We start from the raw sequence: 21209 nt of genomic DNA on the forward strand, positions 1-21209 counted from the left end.
CGTCAGCTGATGCGGCCGAGGTACTCGCCCGTGCGAGTGTCGACCTTGATCTTGGTGCCGGTCTCGAGGAACAGCGGCACCTGCATCTCGTAACCGGTCTCGACGGTGGCGGGCTTGGTGCCGGCCGACGAGCGGTCGCCCTGCAGACCGGGCTCGGTGTACGTCACCTCGAGGATGACCGACGGCGGCAGCTCGATGTAGAGCGGGTTGCCGTTGTTGAGCGCGATCTGCACCTGCTGGTTCTCGAGCAGGAAGTTGGCCGCGTCGCCGACGGTCGCCGCTCCCACGGTGATCTGGTCGTAGTCGGCGACGTCCATGAAGACGAAGCCTTCGCCGTCGTTGTAGAGGTAGGTGAAGTCGCGACGGTCGACGTTCTCGAGGTCGATCTTGGCGCCGGCGTTGAACGTGCGGTCGACGACCTTGCCGCTCATGACGTTCTTGAGCTTGGTGCGCACAAAGGCGCCGCCCTTGCCGGGCTTGACGTGCTGGAACTCCACGACGCTCCAGAGCTGACCGTCGATGTTCAGGACGACGCCGTTCTTGATGTCTGCGGTGGATGCCATGAGTGCCGATATTCCGTTTCGTGAGTCGAAGTGGGCGAGAGCCCGACGTCAGAGTCTACGTGATGAGCGGGCTCAGCCGTCGGCGCGGCCCGAGATGACCTCCACGAGCAGGTCGACGGCTCGCGCGTACCCGGGCACGCCCTCGCCGATCACGTGCACCGCGGCGACGTCCTCGATGTACGAGAAGTGCCGGAACGCCTCGCGCTCCCTGATGTTCGAGATGTGCACCTCGGCGACGGGGAGATCGACGGATGCCAGGGCGTCGCGCAGCGCGACGGAGGTGTGTGTGTACCCCCCGGCATTGATGACGATGCCCGCGCAGTCGAGCCGGGCGACGTGGATCGCGTCGATGAGGACGCCCTCGTGGTTGCTCTGGATCGCGCGGACCTCGAGGCCGTGCCGGCCGGCGGCCTCGGCCGTCACGCGTTCGACGTCGGCGAGGGTGTCGCGGCCGTAGATCTCGGGCTGACGGGTGCCGAGGAGGTTCAGGTTGGGGCCGTTGACGAGGAGCAGTCGGCGGGGCGTGGTCATGTCCCGCACGCTATCAGCGGCCTCCCGCTGCGCTCGTCCGACGGGAGCGTCGGCCGGCCGGCCCGGGCCGTGTCACAGTGTGCGAAGCGACCGGCTCATCGCGAGCTCGTCGCCGATGGGGCTCGTGAAGGTCTCGCCCGTCGGCACGAAGCCGGCGCGGCGGTAGACGGCCTGGGCCCGTGCGTTGTCCACGTGCACGTCGAGCGCGAGCGTCTCGAATCCCTGGTCGGCGCTCCAGCGCGCCGCGGCGTCGAGCAGGGCGTCGATCGCGCCGGATCCGCGATGTGCGGGATCGACGTAGACCCCCACGACGTCGGCGCGTCCCGTGGTGAGTCGTCGCCCGGTGTGGTCGACGTCGCCCGCGCGCCGGACGAGCACCGTGCACGTGCCGATCCACGTGTCGGCGCTCTCGGCCACGAACATCGCGGCGGAGTCGCCGTCGGCGCCGCCCGCCGCTCGCTCGTCCCAGAACGCCTGATCCCGCTCGAGCTCCTGCTCGTAGGTCGTGAGGAACGCGATGGATGCCGCCGGGTCGCCGACCGCGCGCAGCCGCAGCTCGCGGACGCGTCCGCCCTCCCCCGCGCGCACGCGGCGCACGGCGGTGGTCACGCACCGACCTCCTGGTAGGCCGCGAACAGCAGCGACTCGTCGGGCGCCTGCAGCACGGTGGGCCGCGCCAGGTCGTCGAGCACGATGAAGCGCAGCATGCTCCCGCGGCTCTTCTTGTCGCGCTGCATCGTCGCCTTCAGCGTCTGGAACGCCCCGGCGCGGTAGGTCGTCGGCAGCCCCAGCGACTCGAGCACGGTGCGGTGCCGCTGCGCGACGTCGTCCGACAGGCGCCCGGCGAGGCGCGACAGCTCGGCGGCGAACACCATGCCCACCGAGATCGCCGCCCCGTGACGCCAGCGGTAGCGCTCGGCATGCTCGATGGCGTGGCCGAGGGTGTGCCCGTAGTTCAACACCTCGCGAAGGCCCGCCTCGCGCAGGTCTTCCCCGACGACGCGCGCCTTCATGTCGATCGCGAGCTCGACGCAGCGGCGGAACGCGTCGCCCTTCGGATCGACGATGCCCGTCGGGTCGGCCTCGATGAGGTCGAGGATCTCGGGGTGCCAGATAAAGCCCGCCTTGACCACTTCGGCGAAGCCGGCGGTCGCCTCGTTCTTCGAGAGGGTGTCGAGCAGATCGAGGTCGCAGACCACGGCCACGGGCGGCCAGAACGCACCGACCAGGTTCTTGCCTTCGGCGGTGTTGATGCCGGTCTTCCCGCCCACGGCGGCGTCGACCATGCCCAGAACGGTGGTCGGGACCTGCACGAGGGCGACCCCGCGCAACCAGGTCGCGGCGACGAAGCCCGCGAGGTCGGTCACGGCTCCCCCGCCGAAACCGACCACGACGTCGGTGCGCGTGAAGTCGGCTTGGCCCATGACCTGCCAGCAGAACGCGGCGACCTCGACGCGCTTGCCCTGCTCGGCATCAGGGATCTCGGCCAGCAGCACCTGGCGATCGCCCACCAGCTGCGCGCGCAGAGCCTCGGCCTGCGCGGCGAGGGTGGGCGGGTGCACCACGAGCACCTTCCGGGCGGCGGCGGGCAGCTTCTCGCCCAGTGCGGCCAGCAGGCCCCGGCCGATCGTGATGTCGTAGCCGGGGTCGCCGGCGACGCTGATCGTTGTGGTGTCGCTCATGATGTCTCCTGGGCCGGGACGCTCTGCGCCCAGGCCACGATGTCGTCGACGACGCGGGACAGGGGCCCCGACGACGTGTCGATGGTGATGTCGGCCGTGGCCTCGTAGACGGGACGCCGCTCGTCGTAGATGCGCCGCCAGCGTTCGACGGGGTCTTCGCCCCCGAGGAGGGGCCGATCGTCGCCGTGGATACGGGATGCCACCACGTGCGGCGCCACGGTGAGCAGGACGACGCGATGCGCGGTGAGGCGTTCTCGCGTCGCGGGGTCGAGCACCGCTCCCCCGCCGAGCGCGACGACGCCCCCGCGGCCCAGCGCCTCGACGACCGCGTCGCGTTCGAGCGCGCGGAAGTGCGCCTCGCCGTGGACGAGGAACAGGTCTCGGATCGGTCCGTGCTCGCGCACGACGAGCTTGTCGGTGTCGGTGAAGGGGGTGCCCAGGGCGCGGGCGACGCGGCGCCCCACGCTGGTCTTCCCGGCGCCCATCGGACCGATGAGCACAACGGCCGAACCGGTCCCGGTCACCGGCGTACGGTCGTCGGCTCCGGCGGGAGCCTGCTCAGGCGAGGTCATGCGCGAGAAGCGCGGCGTCCGACGCGTCGGTCGTGCGCAGGGTCTCGGGCAGGTTCGCGAGGTACGACTCGAGGTTGCGGCGGGTCTCGGCGACGTTGTCGCCCCCGAACTTCTCGAGCACGGCATCCGCGAGGGTCACCGCGACCATGGCTTCCGCGACGACGCCCGACGCGGGCACCGCGCAGACGTCCGAGCGCTGGTGGTGCGCGGCGGCGGTGTCGCCGGTGGCGACGTCGACCGTGCGCAGGGCCTTGGGGATCGTCGCGATCGGCTTCATGCCGGCGCGTACGCGCAGCACGGTGCCGGTCGACATGCCGCCCTCGGTGCCGCCGGCACGGTCGGACGATCGGGTGATGCCGTCTTCGGTGGCGAACAGCTCGTCGTGCGCCTGAGAACCGCGGCGCGTCGTGGTGAGGAACCCGTCGCCGACCTCGACGCCCTTGATGGCCTGGATGCTCATGAGCGCCTGGGCGAGGCGGGCGTCCAGACGGCGGTCCCACTGCACGTGCGAGCCGAGCCCCGGGGGCAGGCCGTACGCGAGCACCTCGACGATGCCGCCGAGCGTGTCGCCCGCCTTCTTGGCATCGTCGACCTCGGCGACCATCGCCGCACTGGTGTCGGCGTGGAAGCAGCGCAACGGATCGGCGTCGAGCCGGTCGACGTCGTCGGGAGTGGGCAGCGCGGCGTCGTCGGGCACGCGCACGGGACCGATCGAGAGCGTGTGGCTGACCAGGCGGATGCCGAGCTCGCTGAGGAACGAACGGGCCACGGCGCCCAGGGCGACGCGTGCTGCGGTCTCGCGTGCGGAAGCGCGCTCGAGGATGGGGCGGGCCTCGTCGAAGCCGTACTTCTGCATGCCGACGAGGTCGGCGTGGCCGGGGCGGGGGCGCGTGAGCGCGGCTCCGCGTCCGCGGGAGCGGTCGGACAGCTCGACGGGCTCGGGGCTCATGACCTCGGTCCACTTCGGCCACTCGGTGTTGCCGATGCGCAGGGCGATCGGGCTGCCGATCGTGAAGCCGTGCACGATGCCCGTCGACAGCGTCAGCTCGTCTTCCTCGAACTTCATGCGCGAGCCGCGACCGTACCCGAGTCGACGGCGCGCCAGTTCGGCGCGGATCTGGGCCGAGGAGACCGGGACACCGGCCGGCATCCCCTCCATGAGGGCGATCAGTTCGGGGCCGTGGGACTCGCCGGCGGTGAAGACGCGAAGCATTCGTCTAGTCTCCCACGAGCGCGATGCGCATTGCGGCCAGCACCTCGTCCTCGTGGACGAGGGGCTGCGCGGGGTCACCGGCGATGAAGACGCGCACCTGCAGCAGCGCCTGGTGCAGCAGCATCGCGAGCCCGTCGTGCGCGGCCACCCCGGCGCTCTTCCAGGCCCGCGCCAGAGGTGTGGGCCAGCCGCCGTAGACGACGTCGACGAGGGGCCCGGACGTGGATGCCAACGCCCCCGCGAGCGCGCCGAGGTCGGTGCCGCCGGGCAGGGCGGCGATCGTGGCGTCGACCTGGACGGGATCGGGCGCGTCGAGAGGCGCGGTCCGCACCGCGATGCCCAGGAGCGCCCCCAGTTCGGCGAGGGGGGCCGCCGCTTCGGGGCGCCGAGCCCGCACCTCCACCTCGACCGCTCCGGCGCGGGCCGCCGAGACGAGGGCCGAGGTCGCCGTCGCTCCCGCGCCCAGCACGCGCACGCGCTCGGGTCGGCGCACGCCGACCTCGTCGAGGGCGCGGGCGAGTCCGCCCACGTCGGTGTTGAAGCCGTGGGCTCCCCTGCCGGTCAGCAGGTAGGTGTTGACGGCGCCGGTCAGTCGCGCGTCGTCGTCGAGGGTGGTGGCCCGGGCGGCCGCGACGTGCTTCAACGGCATCGTCAACGACAGGCCGCGCCAGGTGGCATCCAACCCGTCGACCTCCGTGGCGAAGGTCGCCTCGTCGACGCGTCGCCGTCCGTACTCCCAGTCGAGTCCGAGCACGCCGTACGCGGCGGCATGCAGCCGGGGCGACCGCGAATGCGCGATCGGGTCGCCCCAGACGGCGAACCGGGTGGCGTCGGTCAGCATCCGCCGTCGGGGTTCTCGCGACACCACGCACGGAACTGGTCCACGGCCTTCAACTGGTCGGCGTAGGTCGTCGAGAACACCGTCTCGCCGGTGGCGAGGTTGACGGTGGTGAAGTAGTACCACGAGCCGTCCACCGGCTTCATCGCCGCGTCGATCGCGAGATCGCCGGGGTTGGCGATGGGCCCGATCGGCAGACCCGGGCGCACGTAGGTGTTCCATGGGTTGTCGCTGGTGAGCGCGTTCTCGGACGACGACGACGACCCGGCATCCAGTTCTCCCGCTCCGTACTGGGCGGTCGAGTCCATCTGGAGCAGGCCGTGGGTCTCGGTGTTGTCGGGCTGGAGGCGGTTCTCGATCACTCGCGAGACCTTGTAGAAGTCCTCGCTGCTGCGCGCCTCGCGTTCGATGATCGACGCGACGATGAGGATGCGCTCCCGGTCGGACTCCGGGACCCCCGCGGCGTCGAGCGACTGGATCGTGCGCTGCACCATGCGTTCGATGACCTGCTGGGCGGTGACGCCCTCGTCGAAGTCGTAGGTCGCCGGGAAGATCCACCCCTCGAGCGTCGAGGCGGGCACACCGTACACCGACGGGTCGGCGGCGGCGGCGTCGAGATCCGCGCGTGGGATGCTCAGCTGCTCGGAGATGACGTCGAGCGACTGCGTCAGGGTGAGCCCCTCGCGCAGCTGCACGGAGTAGTCCAGACGGCTCGCGGGGTCGCGGAGAGCGGCGAGGACCGCCTCCGACGTCATCTGCTGCTGCAGCTTGTAGACGCCCGGCTGGAAGGTGAAGGCGACGGAGTTGTCGACCATGTACTTGTAGAGCGAATTCGAGGCCTTCGTGATGCCGGCCTCGAACAGCTTCGGCGAGACGGACTCCCCCGTGTCGCCCGAGACGATGGTGACGCGGGCCTCGCCCGTGGCCTGCCCCGCTTCGTAGTCGAGGGGCTCGCCGTTGCCCAGGAACGCCTGGATGCGATCGCCGTAGGTGTTCCAGACGACCATGCCGCCCGCGGCGATGCCGCCGAGCAGCACCAGGACCACGGCGAGGGCGATCCAGCCGCCGACGCGACGGCGCTTCTTGGGGGCGCGGGGCGCGGCGTGGCCGATCTCGTGGGTCGTGGTCTGTCCGGTGAAGAGGTCTTCGAGCGACCCGGAGGCCATGCCGGCGGTACCCGGAGCGGGGCGTCCGGCCGTCGCGGAACCGACCAGCGCCGGCTGCGCCTCGCGGGAGACGTCGTCGATCGTCGCCGGCGCGCTCGTCCGGCGGGGTCCGGGCGCGGATGCTCCGCCGTCGCGTGCGACGTCCGAGGATGAGGCGGATGCCGTGGCTGCGGCCGCGTCGGTGGCTCGCGGCGCGGACGCGGGCTCGGTGGCGCGGGGCGCCGGGGTGGGTGCGGCGGTGCGCGGCGCGGGCTCGGCGGCACGCGGCGCGGGCGTGCGCTCCGCGGCGCGGGTGGGCTCCGGCGCAGAGGTCTCCTCCGGCGCGCGCCGCGCCGCGTCGAACCGGGGTGCCGGCGCGCTGGCGCCGTTCGGGACGGGGGCCGCGGCGACGGCGGGGTTCGTGTCGGTCGGGCCGGTCTGCGCGCGGCGCGCCTCACGAGCAGCGCGGCGCGAGGGCGGAGCGGCGTCGGCCGAATCGTCGGCCGCGCGCGCGCCGCTGCGCGGGTCGGGCAGGCGACCGTACAGGTCGGCGAACGGATCGCTCTGGGGGGGCTGATTCTCGGGCATGTCAGGCGGGCTCCTGTCCCGGTGATACGGCGGGTCCGGCCGGCTCGCCGGACTGTCGCTCCACGTCGAGCGCCTGCTGCAGCAGCACCACAGCGGCGACTTGATCCACAATGCTACGAGAGTCGCGCTGGGAACGACCTGCCTCCCGCAGCACGCCGTGCGCCGACACGGTGCTCAGTCGCTCGTCGACCAGCCGCACCGGCATGGGGAGAGTGGATGCCAGCTGCTCGGCGAACCGACGTGCATCGGTGGTCGACGGGGTGTCCTCGCCGCGGAGGTTGAGCGGCAGACCCACCAGCACCTCGAACGCCTCGTACTCGGTCGCCAGCGCGGCGATCCGGCGCACCGGTTCGCCTTTGCGCGGCACCGTCTCGACGGGGACGGCCAGCACCCCGTCCGGGTCCGAGCGGGCGACCCCCACGCGGGCGCGCCCGACGTCGATCCCCAGACGGATGCCGCGTCGGAACTCCGTCACGCGGTCGTCGCCCGCACGTCGGCGACGATGCCGTCGAGCGCCTGCGGCAGGGCCGCGGCATCCGTTCCGCCTCCCTGCGCGACGTCGGGACGACCGCCGCCGCCGCCGCCGAGCACGGCGGCTGCGGCCTTCGCGAGGGCACCGGCGGCGAGACCGCGCTCGCGTGCCGCGTCGTTCGTGACGACGACGACCGTCGCGCGGCCGCCGGCGACCGAAGCGAGGGCGACGACCGCGGGGTCGCTGCCGAGGCGGTCGCGCACCTGCAGGGCCAGGGAGCGCACGTCGTCGGCCGAGGCGCCCTCGCCGAGGCTCTGCGCCACGACCTTGACGGTTCCGACGGCCACAGCCGACTCCACCAGCTGCGGCAGGCGGCCGGTGAGGGCCTGCGCCTCGAAGGCCGCGATCTTCTTCTCCGCGGCCTTGAGGCTCGCGGCGAGCTCGGCGATGCGGTTGGTCAACTGCTCGCGCGGTGTTTTGAGCGACGTCGACAGCTGCGAGACGATCGCGCGCTCCGCGGCGAGGTCACGGAAGGCGTCGAGGCCGACAAGTGCCTCCACGCGCCGGTTCGAGGCGCCGACCGACTGCTCGCCCACGAGGTTCACGAGGCCGATCTCTGCGCTGCGCGCGACGTGCGTGCCGCCGCAGAGCTCGCGCGACCACGGGCCGCCGATGTCGACCATGCGCACGGTGTCGCCGTACTTCTCGCCGAACAGGGCCATGGCGCCCGCGGCCTTCGCCTCGTCGAGCGACATCACGCGGGTGGTGACCTCGAGGTTGTCGCGGACGGCGTTGTTGGCGATGTCCTCGATCTCGGTGCGGGTCTCGGGCGAGAGCGCCGAGCCCCAGCTGAAGTCGAAGCGCATGTAGCCGGCACGGTTGAGCGACCCGGTCTGCGTCGCGGTCTTGCCGAGAGTGTCGCGGATCGCCGCGTGCACGAGGTGCGTGGCGGTGTGCGCCTGCTGCGCCGCGTGGCGGTTGAGTCCGTCGACGACGGTGGTGGCGGGTGCGCCCACGGCGACCTCACCGGTGGTCACCTCGACCGTGTGGCTGACCAGACCCGGCACGGGACGTTGCACGTCGAGCACCTCGAGCTCGTAACCCGGGCCCACGATGACGCCCTTGTCGGCGACCTGGCCGCCGGATTCTGCGTAGAGGGCGGTCTCGGCCAGGATGACCTCGGCGATCTGACCCTCCGAGGCGCGGTCGGTCCCCTGCCCCTGGACCAGGATGCCGAGGACTTTCGACTCGGTCTGCAGCTCGGTGTATCCGGTGAACACGGTCTCGCCGAGCGCGCGGAACTCGCGGTACGCGCTCTGGTCGGCGATGGCGCCCTTGCGGGCGCGCGCATCGGCCTTGGCGCGTGTGCGCTGCTCCTGCATGAGCTGGTCGAACGCGCCGCGGTCGACCGACAGCCCGGCCTCTTCGGCGATCTCGAGCGTGAGGTCGATCGGGAAGCCGTAGGTGTCGTGCAGCAGGAACGCCTCGGAGCCCGACAGCGTCGTGCCGCCTCCGGTCTTGGCCTCGGCGACCGACTGGTCGAGGATCTCGGAGCCGGCCGCGAGGGTGCGGAGGAACGTCTGCTCCTCGGCGATCGCGTAGGCCGAGAGACGGGCGTAGTCGGCCTCGACCTCGGGGTAGGACTCCTTCATCGCGTCGCGCGAGGCGGCGAACAGCTCGGGGAAGGTGGCTCCCTCGACGCCGAGCAGGCGCATCGAGCGGATCGCGCGACGCATGATGCGGCGCAGGATGTAGCCGCGGCCCTCGTTCGAGGGGGTCACGCCGTCGGCGAGCAGCATGAGCGACGAACGCACGTGGTCGGCGACGATGCGCAGGCGCACGTCGTCCTCGTGCGACTCGGCGCCGTAGGCCTTGCCCGCCAGCTTCGCCGCCAGGTCGAGCACGGGGCGCACCTGGTCGGTCTCGTACATGTTGTCGACGCCCTGCTTGATGAACGCGATGCGCTCGAGGCCCATGCCGGTGTCGATGTTCTTCGCGGGGAGCTCTCCGACGATGTCGAAGTCGTACTTCGAGCGCACGTTCGTGATCTCGTACTGCATGAACACGAGGTTCCAGATCTCCACGTACCGGTCGTCGTCGGTCGCGGGACCGCCGTCGATGCCGTAATCCGGACCGCGGTCGAAGAAGATCTCCGAGCAGGGACCCGCGGGGCCGGGAAGGCCCGTCGACCAGTAGTTCGTGTCCTTCCCGAGGCGCTGGATGCGCTCGTCGGGCAGGCTGCTGAGCTTCAGCCAGAGGTCGCGAGCCTCGTCGTCCTCCTCATAGACGGTGACCCAGAGGTCCTTCGGGTCGAAGGCCAGGCCGCCCTCGGACTCGGGCGCGGTCAGCAGTTCCCAGGCGAAGCGGATCGCGTCTTCCTTGAAGTAGTCGCCGAACGACCAGTTGCCGAGCATCTGGAAGAACGTGCCGTGCCGCGGCGTCTTGCCGACCTCTTCGATGTCGTTGGTGCGGATGCACTTCTGCACGTCCGCCGCACGCGGGTAGGGCGGCGGCACGACGCCGCTGAGATACGGGATGAAGGGCACCATGCCCGCCACGGTGAACAGCAGGGCCGGGTCGTCGGTGACGAGCGAGGCCGAGGGGACGATCGTGTGGTTCTTCTTCTCGAAGAAGTCGAGGAAGCGCTGGGCGATCTCGGCGGTTTTCATGGCGGGTCTTTCCGTGCGCGTGCGATGGCCGACCCCGGGTCATCGGGGGCCGGATGCCGGGGAGGTCAGTCGGTCGAGGTTGCCGCGGTCTTCGCGGAGGCGGCGGCGTCGCCGATCGCCTCGGAGGCCCGGTCGACCGCGGAGGCGGCGACGCCCTTGGCATCGTCGATGATCTCCGACAGGCGGGTCTCCTGCTGGTGGTAGGCGTCGCTCATGTGGTCGGTGAACTCCCCGATCCGCGAATCGAGCTGGGCGAGCAGCTCCTGACCGCGGGGGTCCTTGTTGACGAGATGCGCGGCGACGAATCCGCCGGCGATCCCCAGCGCGAACCAGAAGAGGCTTTTCACGATCACGACTTCTTCCTCGAGGCGACGCCGCGGTCGCGGCATCCTTCATCGTAGGCGACGGCCCCCGTGCCTCGTGCAAGAGACCTGTGGATGCCGACTCCCCGGAGTCCACCGCGTACCGGACGCGACCGCACACCCGCGTGGGCGCCGATCGGGGCAGCAGGACCGGCACCTCTACGTTCGACTGCCGCAGGTGGTCGGTGGCTCGGTGAGGGGCGGCGTTCTGGGGCGAGCGAGCGCGTGGCGTCTTCGTTCGGTTGCCGCGGATGGTCGGTGGGGCCGGGCATGATCAGCCCTCTCGGGCAATCGAACGGTGGCGATCAATGTTCGCCGCACACTGCACCGTCGGCTCTGCAGACCGTCAACGGCCCCAGAAGTGACAAGGGGCCGCGCGAGAGCGCGTCCTGAAAGGACGAAGGGCGCCGGGAGAACCCGACGCCCTTCTCTGCTCGCTGGGATCAGCGGGCGGCGTAGTACTCGACGACGAGCTGCACGTCACACGTGACGGGCACCTCGGCGCGCTTGGGGCGACGCACGAGCTTCGCCTGCAGCGTCGAGAGGTCGACCTCGAGGTAGCCCGGGACGGGGGGCAGCACTTCGGCGTGCCCGCCGGCGGCGGCGACCTGGAAGGGCTCGAGACCCTCGCTCTTGGGCTTGACGTGGATCTGCTGACCCGGCTTCACGCGGAACGACGGGCGGTCCACGAGCTGGCCGTCGACCATGATGTGGCGGTGCACGACGAGCTGACGGGCCTGCGCGGTGGTGCGGGCGAAGCCCGAACGCACGACGAGGGCGTCCAGACGCATCTCGAGCAGCTCGACCAGGTTCTCACCGGTCAGGCCGTCGGTGCGGCGGGCCTCGTTGAACGCGATGCGCAGCTGCTTCTCGCGGATGCCGTACTGCTCGCGCAGACGCTGCTTCTCACGCAGACGGACGGCGTAGTCGCTGTCGGCCTTGCGCTTGGTGCGACCGTGCTCGCCCGGAGCGTAGGGACGCTTCTCGAGGTAGCGGGCGGCCTTGGGGGTGAGTGCGACGCCGAGGGCGCGCGACAGACGCACCTTGCGGCGGTCCTGAGACTTCGTGGTCACGAAGCTCTCCTTCCGATGACGTGGCCGCGCCTTTCACGGCTCACGGGCGTATCGCCCCCTTCCGCCCGATCCGAAGCGCACGCCGGGGCGCGTCGGAAGGTGATCACAGAAAGGAGGGGATGCCCGAAAACCCTGTCTCGAGCCGATTCACCTTATCAGAGCGCCCCGGGAAACCCCTGCGCGCGTCACTTTCCCTCGAGGATGCGTCTGATCTTCTCCAACCGCGCCGATACGTCGCGTTCGGTGCCGTGGGTGGTCGGCTCGTAATACCGGCGCCCGCGGAGTTCGTCGGGCAGGTACTGCTGGGCGACGATGCCGATCTCGCTGTCATGGGCGTACTTGTAGCCCTTGCCGTGTCCGAGCCGCTTGGCGCCCGGGTAGTGGGCGTCGCGCAGGTGCATCGGCACGCGCCCGAACCCGCCGGCTCGCACATCGGCGATCGCGGCGTTGATGGCGTTGTACGCGGCGTTCGACTTGGCCGTGGTCGCGAGGTAGATCGTCGCCTCGGCGAGCGGGATGCGCCCTTCGGGCATTCCGATGAAGGCGACGGCGTCTGCGGCGGCCACGGCGATCTGCAACGCCTGCGGGTCGGCCATGCCGATGTCCTCCGCGGCGGAGATGACCAGTCGGCGCGCGATGAACCGGGGGTCTTCGCCGGCCTCGATCATTCGCGCGAGGTAGTGGATCGCGGCATCCGGGTCGGAGCCGCGCACCGACTTGATGAAGGCGCTGATGACGTCGTAGTGCTCGTCGCCCTGGCGGTCGTAACGCAGCAGAGCGCGATCGACGGCCTGCGCGATGTGGTCGGCCGTGATGACGGGTGGCTCCGTCTCCGCCAGCTCGAACGGGGCCCCGTCGTCGTCATCGTCGTCCTCTGAGCGGATGACGTCGCTCGGGGCTCCCCCGTCGTCGCCCGCGACCGACGCCGCCGCCTCGAGCGCGGTGAGCGCGCGGCGCGCGTCGCCGGACGCCAATCGCACGAGTGCGGCTCGGGCGTCGTCGTCAAGGACGACGCGTCCGGCGAGACCGCGCGGGTCGATGACCGCGCGATCGACGAGCGCGCCCAGGTCGTCGTCGCCGAGCGGGCGCAGGGTCAGCAGCAGCGACCGCGACAGCAGGGGCGAGATGACCGAGAACGACGGGTTCTCGGTGGTCGCCGCGATCAGCACCACCCACCCGTTCTCGACGCCGGGGAGGAGGGCGTCCTGCTGCGCCTTGGTGAAGCGGTGGATCTCGTCGAGGAACAGGATCGTGGACTGTCCGTACAGATCGCGCTGCGTCAGCGCCTCCTGCATGACCTCCCGCACGTCTTTCACCCCTGCGGTGATAGCCGAGAGCTCCACGAACCGTCGCCCCGACGAGCGCGCGATGGCCTGAGCCAGGGTCGTCTTGCCGGTGCCGGGCGGACCCCAGAGGATGACGGAGACCGCAGCCCCGGATGCCGAGGAATCGGTGGTGGCGAGGGTCACGAGCGGCGACCCGGGGCGCAGCAGATGCCCCTGACCCGCCACCTCGTCGAGGCTCACCGGGCGCATCCGTACCGCGAGCGGCGTCTGGCCCTGGAACAGCGCGGAGGAGGGGGTCACCCCTCCAGGCTAACCGCGGCCCCCGACACCGGTTCCGAGCGCGGCGGCCCCGCGGGCGCCTGCTCGCGGGCTTTGTAGGATCGAGGGGCCCAGTGGTGGGCGGAGGAGGTCGATGTGGCGACGCGCGGGAAAGACCGGCAGACGCGGGAGCGACGCGAGCGAGCCCGCGCCTACCAGGTCCGCGTCGCCCTCCACGAGCGTCAGCGCCGCCGTCGCACCCGCGACAACGTGCTCGGCGTCGTGATCGGTCTCGTCGTCATCGCCGGGGCGGTCGGTGCGCAGACAGCGTATTTCGTCGCCGGCCCGGGCGCGCCCGCACCGACGCAGAGCCCGTCTGCACCCGCGACCGAGTCGCCCGCGTCGCCGACCACGGCTCCGACGACGGCTCCCTGACCTGCCGCCTCGTCGGCGGTGAGAAGATCCACGCCTCTCCCCCGCCGTCCACGCACCTGTGGCGGCGCGGCCGCTCGTACTAGGCTCGGAGGGTCCTTCTCCCCCAGGCGGTTCTGCCGCGATGAGGTGCTACCCGTGACTTCCGTTCCCTCCCCCGAGACCTCCGACCCGCGCGACGACGCGAGCATCCCCGAGGTCGATCCCGCCGCGACCGAGATCGCGGCCGACATCACGGATGCCGAGGCGCCCGCGCCTTCGGCCTCCTCCGCGACCGACGAGTCGGCGGATGCCGCGGCCCCCGCCGACGAGTCGACGGACGCCGTCGACGCGACCGAGGCTGCGCCCGAGCCGACGGATGACGCGGTGGGCCCCTCCTCCGATGAGCCCGGCACCGCCGAGGTGGAGACCGCCGACGCCGAGTCCGCCGAACCGGCAGCCGATGCGCCCGAGGCGGCGGACGCCCCCGCCACGCCGCAGCCCGCCGCGCGCCCCGTGCCGGGCGCACGCATCCCCGGTCCCCCGCCCGGCGCCACGGCGTCGAAGACGGCGAGCCAGCCCTGGGGTCGCGTCGACGACGAGGGCACGGTCTCGGTCCGCGAGGCCGACGGCTGGCGCGTCGTGGGTCAGTACCCCGACGGCACCCCCGCGGAGGCCCTCGCCTACTTCCAGCGCAAGTTCGCCGACCTGGCCGGCGAGGTGACGCTGCTCGAGACCCGTCATCGTCGCGGCGGAGCCTCGGCATCCGATCTCCGATCGACCGCGAAGACGCTGCGTGCGAAGCTCGACGGAGCCGCCGCGGTCGGCGACCTCGCCGCCCTCATCGGCCGCGTCGACGCCCTCACGGCCGAGCTCGCCGAGGCGAGCGAGACCGAGGCCGTCGCCAACAAGCAGGCATCCGAGGAGGCGGTGCGCGAGCGCACCGCGATCGTCGAAGAGGCCGAGGCCCTGGCCGCCCGCGATCCGCAGTCGGTGCAGTGGAAGCAGATGACCGCCGACATGGCGGCCCTGTTCGACCGGTGGCAGGCCCATCAGCAGAACGGCCCGCGTCTGTCGAAGTCCACGGCGCAGCAGCTGTGGCGTCGTTTCCGCGACGCCCGTGCGACGGTCGACCGCCACCGGCGCGAGTTCTTCTCGTCGCTCGATGAGACGCACAAGGCCGCCCGCGAGGCGAAGACCCGCCTCGTCGAGCGCGCTGAGGCGCTCGCTCCCCGCGGGGAGGACGGCATCGGGGCGTACCGCGATCTGCTCGATGCGTGGAAGGCCTCGGGCCGCGCGGGCCGCAAGGTCGACGACGCCCTGTGGGCGCGGTTCAAGGCGGCCGGTGACGCGCTGTACGGTGCTCGCATCGAGCGCGAGACGGCTGACGCCGAAGCGTCCAAGGAGAAGATCGAGCAGAAGCGCGCCCTGCTCGAGCAGGCGGCGCCCATCGTCGACGAGAAGAACCTCGCAACGGCCCGTCAGAAGCTCACGGCGATCCAGCGGCAGTGGGACGAGATCGGTCGTATCTTCCCGCGCGACAAGGAGCGCACCCTCGACGACGAGCTCCGCAAGATCGAGCAGTCCGTGCGCACGCGCGAAGACGCTGACTGGAAGCGCAACGATCCGGAGCAGAAGGCGCGTGCGAACGACATGACGCGTCAGCTCACCGACGCGATCGACAAGCTCGAGGCCGAGCTCGCCGAGGCCGAGGCACGCGGCGACAAGCGTGCCGCCGCGCAGGCCTCGGAGGCGCTCGAGGCGCGTCGTACCTGGCTGCGCGCCCTGGGCGGCTGACCAGCTCTCCACAGATCCGACGGTTCGCCGTCAGGGGCGACACCGCTCCGCCACACTGGCGGGATGGTGTCGCCCTTCCTCTTCTTCGCCGACGAAAGACTCTCGCTCGCCGAGCTCACGGCGGCGTGCCTCGACGGGGCGCTTGTTCCTCTGGGCGAGGGCTACATGCCCGCTGACGCGGCGGAGACGAGGTGGATGCGCGCGCGCAGTGTGGCGCCCCTGCTCGGCGATCGGTGGGCAGCCATCCGTCTGACCGCGGCATGGGTGCACGGTGGTATCGCCCGGGAGCCGGCGATCCATCATCTGCAACGCGTCCGCGCCGCCCGTGTCCGCGCGGGATGCGACCTTCGCGCCGTGTTCCACGACGTGCGCCTCCCGGCCGACGACATCATGTCGGTCGCCGGGGTTCCCGTCAGCACCCCCGCGCGGACGCTCGTCGATCTGGCCCGATCCGACGCCCGCGAAGAGATCGCCGCGGCGCGGGCATGGGCGTACCGCGACCCGCTGCTTCGAAGGGATGCCGAGGTCTGGTTCGAGCGGCATCCGCGGTTTCCGCATGTCCACCGCGCCACACGTCTGCTTCGTGCCGTCGCTGACGCGGGTGCCGTCCCTGCGGAAGGGGTCGGGGCGGATGCCGACGACTGACGCGAGGTCGTCGGGTGGCGGATCCCCGGCCTACGACGAAGTGACGCGGTACACGTCGTACACGGCGTCGATGCGCCGCACGGCGTTGAGCACGCGGTCGAGGTGGACGGTGTCGCCCATCTCGAAGACGAACTTGCTCAGCGCGAGTCGGTCGTTCGTCGTGGACACCGTCGCGGACAGGATGTTGACGTGGTGCTCGCTGAGCACGCGCGTCACATCGCTCAGCAGGCCGGAGCGGTCGAGAGCCTCGACCTGGATCTGCACCAGGAACACGCTCTTCGTCGTGGGGGCCCACTCGACGTCGATGAGCCGGTCGGGCTCCTCCTTCAGCGACCGCACGTTGGTGCAGTCGCCCCGGTGCACCGAGACGCCGCTGCCCCGGGTCACGAAGCCGACGATCTCGTCGCCCGGAACCGGCGTGCAGCACTTGGCGAGCTTGACAAGGATGTCGGGCGCCCCACGGACGAGCACACCCGAATCGCCACCGCGCGGTGCGCGGCTGCGGCCCACCGGGATGTCGATTGGTCCGGTGTTGGTCTCCTCGGCGCTGACCAGCGCGGTGACCTTCTCGATCACCGACTGGGTGGAGACGTGCCCCTCGCCCACGGCCGCGTACAGCGCCGAGACGTCCTCGTAGTGGAAACCGCGGGCGACCTCGGTGAAGGAGTCCTGGTTCATCAGGCGCTGAAGCGGCAGGTTCTGTCGCCGCATCGCGCGGGCGATGGAGTCCTTACCCTGCTCGATCGCCTCTTCGCGGCGTTCCTTCGTGAACCAGCCGCGGATCTTGTTACGCGCGCGGGTGCTCTTGACGAATCCGAGCCAGTCCTGGCTGGGGCCGGCGTCGGGGTTCTTCGAGGTGAACACCTCGACGACGTCGCCGCTCTGCAGGGTCGACTCGAGCGGAACGAGGCGGCCGTTGACCTTGGCGCCCATCGTGCGGTGACCGATCTCGGTGTGCACGGCGTAGGCGAAGTCGACCGGAGTCGCCCCGGTCGGAAGGCCGACCACCCGGCCCTTCGGCGTGAAGACGTAGACCTCTTTCGCGCCGATCTCGAAGCGCAGCGAGTCGAGGAACTCCCCCGGGTCGGCGGTTTCGGCCTGCCAGTCGGAGATGTGCGCGATCCACGCCATGTCGGCGTCGACGGCCTTGGCATCCGCCTTGCCGCCCGCCATGCGCTCTTTGTACTTCCAGTGCGCGGCGACACCGAACTCGGCCTGCTGGTGCATCTCGTTCGTGCGGATCTGGATTTCGACGGTACGACCGCCGGGACCGATCACCGTCGTGTGCAGCGACTGATAGAGATTGAATTTGGGCGTGGCGATGTAGTCCTTGAACCGCCCGGGAAGGGGCGTCCATCGCGCGTGGATGGCGCCGAGCACGGCGTAGCAGTCGCGAACCGTGCCGACCAGGATGCGGATGCCGATGAGGTCATAGATGTCGTCGAACTCGCGGCCGCGTACGACCATCTTCTGGTACACGGAGTACAACTGCTTCGGGCGGCCCATGACCCGACCGCGCACACGGAGTTCGCGCAGATCGGCGTCAACCGCCTCGATCACGTTCTGCACGTACTGCTCGCGCTGCGGGGTGCGCTGCTTCACCAGGCTGTCGATCTCGGCGTACAGCTTGGGATGCATGACCGCGAACGAGAGGTCCTCGAGCTCGCTCTTGATGGCCTGGATGCCGAGACGGTGCGCCAGGGGCGCGTAGATCTCCAGCGTCTCGGTGGCCTTCTTCGCGGCTTTGTGCGGGGGCACGAAGCCCCACGTACGCGCGTTGTGCAGACGGTCGGCGAGTTTGATGAGCAGGACGCGGATGTCTTTCGACATCGCCACGATCATCTTGCGCACCGTCTCGGCCTGAGCGCTGTCGCCGTACTTGACCTTGTCGAGCTTGGTGACCCCGTCGACGAGCATGGCGACCTCGTCGCCGAAGTCGGCCGCGAGCTCGTCGAGCGGGTAACCCGTGTCCTCGACCGTGTCGTGCAGGAGGGCGGCGGCGATCGCCTTCGGTCCGAGCCCCAGCTCGGCGAGGATCTGCGCGACCGCGAGCGGGTGCGTGATGTAGGGCTCGCCGCTCTGGCGCTTCTGACCGTCGTGCGCCTTGTCCGCAACGGCGTACGCGCGCTCGATGATCGCGAGGTCGCCCTTGGGGTGATGCGTACGAACAGTTCGCAGCAGTTTGTCGACGTCGTCGCGGCGGGCGGCGCGCGAGAAGATGCGCGGAACCAGGCGTCGCAGCGATGACGGCGGCGGCGCAGAAGAGGCGGTCTCTGTCATCGTCACCCCTTCCTCACGGCCAGTCGATCAAGTCTACGCTCCCCCGACGTGCCGAAGAGGGCACGTCGGGGGAGCTCACGCGCGCACGATGGGCGTACGCGGGGGTGCTGCGGTGATCAGGCCGGAACGCCGGCTTTCTCCCGGGCGGCGCGCACGCGCTGATCGCGCTGGGCGATCGGCTTCTCGCCTTCACGCAGCAGGGCGTACATCGGGACGGCGACGAATAGGGTCGAGTAGGCCGCGACGATGGTGCCGACGAAGATCGACAGCGAGATGTCGCTGAGCGTCCGCGCTCCCAGCGGTACACCGATGAACAGGATCGCGCCGACGGGCAGGATCGCGACCACGGTCGTGTTGATCGAGCGGATCAGCGTCTGGTTCGCCGCGAGGTTGACCGACTCGGCGAACGTGCGGCCGGAGATTTCCCCGTCTTCTCTCGTGTTCTCCCGCACCTTGTCGAAGACGACGGTGGTGTCGTAAAGCGCGTAGGAGAGGATCGTGAGGAAGCCGATCACGGCAGCGGGCGAGATCTCGAAACCGAAGACCGCGTACACGCCGATCGTGATGACGAGAACATCGACGAGGCCGATGATCGCGGCGACCGACATCTTCCACGTGCGGAAGTACAGGGCGAGGATGAGGAACGTCAGCGCGAGGAAGATCGACAGACCCCACAACGACTGACGCGTGACGTCGGCACCCCAGGTGGGGCCGATGAAGGAGTCGGTGACCTCCGACGCGGGAACGTCGTACGCGCTGGCCAGGGCGGCCGAGACGGCCTGCGTCTCGTCGCTGCCGAGCTGGTCGGTCTGCACGCGAACGGCCTGGTCGCTGATCGTCGTGACGCGGGTCGTCGCTCCCGGAACGACCGAGGTGACCGCGTCGGTGGCGAGGGCCTGGTCGAAGGAGGTCGGGTTCGACACGGTGAACTGCGACCCGCCCGTGAACTCGATCGAGAACTGCACGGGCCGGAACAGCGGCACGAGAGCGGCGCCGATCACGAGGACCGCCGCGATGATGAACCACAGGCGACGACGCTGCACGAACGGGAAGGAGGTCTTCCCGGAGTAGAGGTCGTTACCGAGCTGCGACATGGAGCGCATCAGTCGCTTCCCTCCTTCGTGGAGCCGCTATCGCCGCGCGCGGCGGCCGCGAGTTCCGCCTGCTTGCGCTCAGCGATCGTCTGGCGGCGCTGGGCTTCGCCGCGCGACCGCTTGGCGCGACCGGCATCGGCCACCGGGGCGCGGAACTGCGCACGGCCCCGGTACACCGCGCCGAGCGCGTTCGGGTCCATACCCGAGAGCGGGTGGCCGGAGCCGAAGAAACGCGTGCGCGCGAGCAGCTGCATGACCGGGTGCGTGAAGAGGATGAAGATGAGGACGTCGATCGCGGTCGTGAGTCCGAGCGTGAACGCGAAGCCCTTCACCGTGGCATCCGCCAGGATGTACAGCACGACGGCGGCGAGGACGTTGATCGACTTCGAGATGTAGATCGTGCGCTTGGCGCGCGACCAGCCGTCTTCGACGGCCGCGGTGATCGACTTGCCGTCGCGCAGCTCGTCGCGGATGCGTTCGAAGTAGACGATGAACGAGTCTGCCGTGAAGCCGATCGTCACGATCAGGCCCGCGACGCCGGCGAGAGACAGTCGGAAGCCCGCGCGCCAGGCCAGGATGCACAGGGCGAGATACGTCAACACCGCCATCACGGCGAGCGACGCGATGATCACGGTGCCCAGGGCGCGGTACACGATGAGCGAGTAGATCGCCACGAGACCGAGGCCGATGAGACCGGCGATGAAGCCGACCTGGAGCTGCTGGGAGCCGAGGGTGGCCGAGACGGTGTCGGAGCTGACGACGGTGAAGCTCAAGGGCAGGGCACCGTACTTCAGCTGGTCGGCGAGGGCCTTCGACGACTCCTGCGTGAAGCTTCCGGTGATGCTCGGTCGACCGTCGACGATGATGCCGTTCATCGACGGGGCCGACAGCACGCTGCCGTCGAGGACGAACGCGAACTGGTTGAACGGGGCCTGCGCTCCGTACAGACGCTGGCTCACGTCGGCGAACTTCTGGGTGCCCTGGTCGTTGAAGACGAGGTTGACCGCCCACTGGCCCGTGTTCTGCTCCTGGCCGTTGGTGGCGTCGGAGATGTCGTTTCCGTCGAGCTCGACCGGGCCGAGGATGTACTTCGCCTGCCCGTTGACGTCGCAGGTGATCATCGGCTGATCGGCCGGGGCCTGCGCGGGGTTGGACGGCGGGTTGGCGCAGTCGTAGGAGAGGAACTCGGCCTGGAGGGCGGGAGTGATGTACGCGGGGTCGCTCGCGTTGGTCGGCGACGCGGTGGGCGTCGCCGGCAGGGTCGGGTCGGGCGTCGGGTACGGGGTGTTGTTGCCGTCCTCGCCCACGAACGACGTCGCCGGCGAACCCGTGAACAGCACGGGCCGCAGCTGGAGCTGTGCGGAGCTCTGGATGCGCTGGCGCGTGGCGTCGTCGGCCTGACCGGGGATCTGCACGACGATGTTGCGCCCGCCCTCGGTGGCGACGTCCGCCTCACCGACGCCCGAGGCGTCGACGCGCTGACGGATGATCGTGACGGCCTGGGCCAGCTGTTCGCTGTCGGGGGCCGCCCCGTCGGTCGTCTGGGCCTGCAGGATGATCTGCGTCCCGCCCTGGAGGTCGAGTGCGAGCTCGGGCGTCCAGGAACTTGCGTTGAAGACGTACACGCCCAGCGCGTTGATGCCGAAGAGCACGCCGACGATGGCGAGCAATCCGGTCAGTACGCGCCAGGCATGACGGACAGGGGTCGAGGGCGCCACGGAGTCGGCTTT

19 protein-coding genes are annotated in these 21209 nt (G+C 70.5%); 3 read left to right on the forward strand and 16 right to left on the reverse strand.

Annotated elements, in window-relative coordinates; genetic code table 11:
* Nucleotides 1–2: 2 nt before the first annotated feature.
* The 13 genes from efp to ACFZA2_RS09755 form a co-directional block, all read right to left on the reverse strand.
* Nucleotides 3–563, reverse strand: coding sequence for an elongation factor P (gene efp / locus ACFZA2_RS09695; RefSeq protein ID WP_315995754.1), 561 nt, complete (start codon nt 561–563; stop codon nt 3–5).
* Between the two features lie 72 nt (nt 564–635).
* Nucleotides 636–1094, reverse strand: coding sequence for a type II 3-dehydroquinate dehydratase (locus ACFZA2_RS09700; protein ID WP_391403807.1), 459 nt, complete (start codon nt 1092–1094; stop codon nt 636–638).
* Between the two features lie 72 nt (nt 1095–1166).
* Nucleotides 1167–1703, reverse strand: coding sequence for a GNAT family N-acetyltransferase (locus ACFZA2_RS09705; RefSeq protein ID WP_391403810.1), 537 nt, complete (start codon nt 1701–1703; stop codon nt 1167–1169).
* A complete protein-coding gene (aroB, locus tag ACFZA2_RS09710) occupies nt 1700–2776 on the reverse strand; it encodes a 3-dehydroquinate synthase (protein ID WP_315995751.1) in 1077 nt (358 codons plus the stop codon). Before aroB ends, ACFZA2_RS09705 begins: the two co-directional genes overlap by 4 nt.
* A complete protein-coding gene (locus ACFZA2_RS09715; protein ID WP_391403813.1) occupies nt 2773–3348 on the reverse strand; it encodes a shikimate kinase in 576 nt (191 codons plus the stop codon). Before ACFZA2_RS09715 ends, aroB begins: the two co-directional genes overlap by 4 nt.
* Nucleotides 3335–4561 (reverse strand): chorismate synthase, encoded by a 1227-nt coding sequence (gene aroC / locus ACFZA2_RS09720; protein WP_315995750.1) that lies wholly within the window; start codon nt 4559–4561, stop codon nt 3335–3337. Before aroC ends, ACFZA2_RS09715 begins: the two co-directional genes overlap by 14 nt.
* Nucleotides 4562–4565: 4 nt before the next feature.
* Nucleotides 4566–5402, reverse strand: coding sequence for a shikimate dehydrogenase (locus tag ACFZA2_RS09725; protein ID WP_391403817.1), 837 nt, complete (start codon nt 5400–5402; stop codon nt 4566–4568).
* Complete coding sequence (gene mltG, locus ACFZA2_RS09730) at nt 5396–7132, reverse strand: endolytic transglycosylase MltG (protein ID WP_391403820.1); 1737 nt, start codon at nt 7130–7132, stop codon at nt 5396–5398. Before mltG ends, ACFZA2_RS09725 begins: the two co-directional genes overlap by 7 nt.
* A gap of 1 nt (nt 7133) precedes the next feature.
* Nucleotides 7134–7607: a Holliday junction resolvase RuvX gene (gene ruvX / locus ACFZA2_RS09735; protein WP_391403823.1), complete on the reverse strand. Its 474-nt coding sequence runs from the start codon at nt 7605–7607 to the stop codon at nt 7134–7136.
* Nucleotides 7604–10273 (reverse strand): alanine--tRNA ligase, encoded by a 2670-nt coding sequence (gene alaS, locus ACFZA2_RS09740; protein ID WP_391403826.1) that lies wholly within the window; start codon nt 10271–10273, stop codon nt 7604–7606. Before alaS ends, ruvX begins: the two co-directional genes overlap by 4 nt.
* Nucleotides 10274–10338: 65 nt before the next feature.
* Entirely contained in the window at nt 10339–10626 is a 288-nt protein-coding gene (locus ACFZA2_RS09745) for an ATPase (RefSeq protein WP_391403829.1), read from the reverse strand.
* A gap of 452 nt (nt 10627–11078) precedes the next feature.
* On the reverse strand, nt 11079–11708 hold the full coding sequence (gene rpsD, locus ACFZA2_RS09750) for a 30S ribosomal protein S4 (RefSeq protein WP_076675537.1): 630 nt from the start codon (nt 11706–11708) through the stop codon (nt 11079–11081).
* 185 nt (nt 11709–11893) lie between these two features.
* Nucleotides 11894–13294 (reverse strand): replication-associated recombination protein A, encoded by a 1401-nt coding sequence (locus ACFZA2_RS09755; protein ID WP_391403832.1) that lies wholly within the window; start codon nt 13292–13294, stop codon nt 11894–11896.
* 114 nt (nt 13295–13408) lie between these two features.
* Here ACFZA2_RS09755 and ACFZA2_RS09760 point away from each other — a divergent pair, with 114 nt between their 5' ends.
* The 3 genes from ACFZA2_RS09760 (at nt 13409) to ACFZA2_RS09770 (ending at nt 16105) form a co-directional block, all read left to right on the forward strand.
* On the forward strand, nt 13409–13687 hold the full coding sequence (locus ACFZA2_RS09760) for a dioxygenase (RefSeq protein ID WP_391403835.1): 279 nt from the start codon (nt 13409–13411) through the stop codon (nt 13685–13687).
* Between the two features lie 507 nt (nt 13688–14194).
* Nucleotides 14195–15460: a DUF349 domain-containing protein gene (locus ACFZA2_RS09765; RefSeq protein WP_391405270.1), complete on the forward strand. Its 1266-nt coding sequence runs from the start codon at nt 14195–14197 to the stop codon at nt 15458–15460.
* 63 nt (nt 15461–15523) lie between these two features.
* Nucleotides 15524–16105 (forward strand): type IV toxin-antitoxin system AbiEi family antitoxin, encoded by a 582-nt coding sequence (locus ACFZA2_RS09770; RefSeq protein WP_391403838.1) that lies wholly within the window; start codon nt 15524–15526, stop codon nt 16103–16105.
* Between the two features lie 30 nt (nt 16106–16135).
* Here the strand turns inward: ACFZA2_RS09770 and ACFZA2_RS09775 are convergent, their stop codons facing one another.
* The 3 genes from ACFZA2_RS09775 to secD form a co-directional block, all read right to left on the reverse strand.
* Entirely contained in the window at nt 16136–18385 is a 2250-nt protein-coding gene (locus ACFZA2_RS09775; protein ID WP_391403842.1) for a RelA/SpoT family protein, read from the reverse strand.
* A gap of 116 nt (nt 18386–18501) precedes the next feature.
* A complete protein-coding gene (secF, locus tag ACFZA2_RS09780; protein WP_391403845.1) occupies nt 18502–19488 on the reverse strand; it encodes a protein translocase subunit SecF in 987 nt (328 codons plus the stop codon).
* Nucleotides 19488–21197 carry a protein translocase subunit SecD gene (secD, locus tag ACFZA2_RS09785; RefSeq protein ID WP_391403848.1) on the reverse strand — a complete coding sequence of 570 codons (1710 nt, stop codon included), beginning with the start codon at nt 21195–21197 and terminating at the stop codon, nt 19488–19490. The genes secF and secD overlap by 1 nt, the downstream gene beginning before the upstream one ends.
* Between the last annotated feature and the right edge of the window lie 12 nt (nt 21198–21209).

The organism is Microbacterium sp. NPDC007973 (assembly GCF_042958465.1).
GTDB lineage: Bacteria > Actinomycetota > Actinomycetes > Actinomycetales > Microbacteriaceae > Microbacterium > Microbacterium galbum.

Excerpts from the sequence above, each read along its gene's own strand:
- ACFZA2_RS09725 (WP_391403817.1), bottom strand. The coding sequence starts at position 5,402 with ATGCTGACCGACGCCACCCGGTTCGCCGTCTGGGGCGACCCGATCGCG.
- alaS (WP_391403826.1), bottom strand. The coding sequence starts at position 10,273 with ATGAAAACCGCCGAGATCGCCCAGCGCTTCCTCGACTTCTTCGAGAAG.
- ACFZA2_RS09700 (WP_391403807.1), bottom strand. The coding sequence starts at position 1,094 with ATGACCACGCCCCGCCGACTGCTCCTCGTCAACGGCCCCAACCTGAAC.
- ACFZA2_RS09770 (WP_391403838.1), top strand. The coding sequence starts at position 15,524 with ATGGTGTCGCCCTTCCTCTTCTTCGCCGACGAAAGACTCTCGCTCGCC.
- ACFZA2_RS09775 (WP_391403842.1), bottom strand. The coding sequence starts at position 18,385 with ATGACAGAGACCGCCTCTTCTGCGCCGCCGCCGTCATCGCTGCGACGC.
- aroC (WP_315995750.1), bottom strand. The coding sequence starts at position 4,561 with ATGCTTCGCGTCTTCACCGCCGGCGAGTCCCACGGCCCCGAACTGATC.
- secF (WP_391403845.1), bottom strand. The coding sequence starts at position 19,488 with ATGCGCTCCATGTCGCAGCTCGGTAACGACCTCTACTCCGGGAAGACC.
- ACFZA2_RS09715 (WP_391403813.1), bottom strand. The coding sequence starts at position 3,348 with ATGACCTCGCCTGAGCAGGCTCCCGCCGGAGCCGACGACCGTACGCCG.
- efp (WP_315995754.1), bottom strand. The coding sequence starts at position 563 with ATGGCATCCACCGCAGACATCAAGAACGGCGTCGTCCTGAACATCGAC.
- aroB (WP_315995751.1), bottom strand. The coding sequence starts at position 2,776 with ATGAGCGACACCACAACGATCAGCGTCGCCGGCGACCCCGGCTACGAC.
- mltG (WP_391403820.1), bottom strand. The coding sequence starts at position 7,132 with ATGCCCGAGAATCAGCCCCCCCAGAGCGATCCGTTCGCCGACCTGTAC.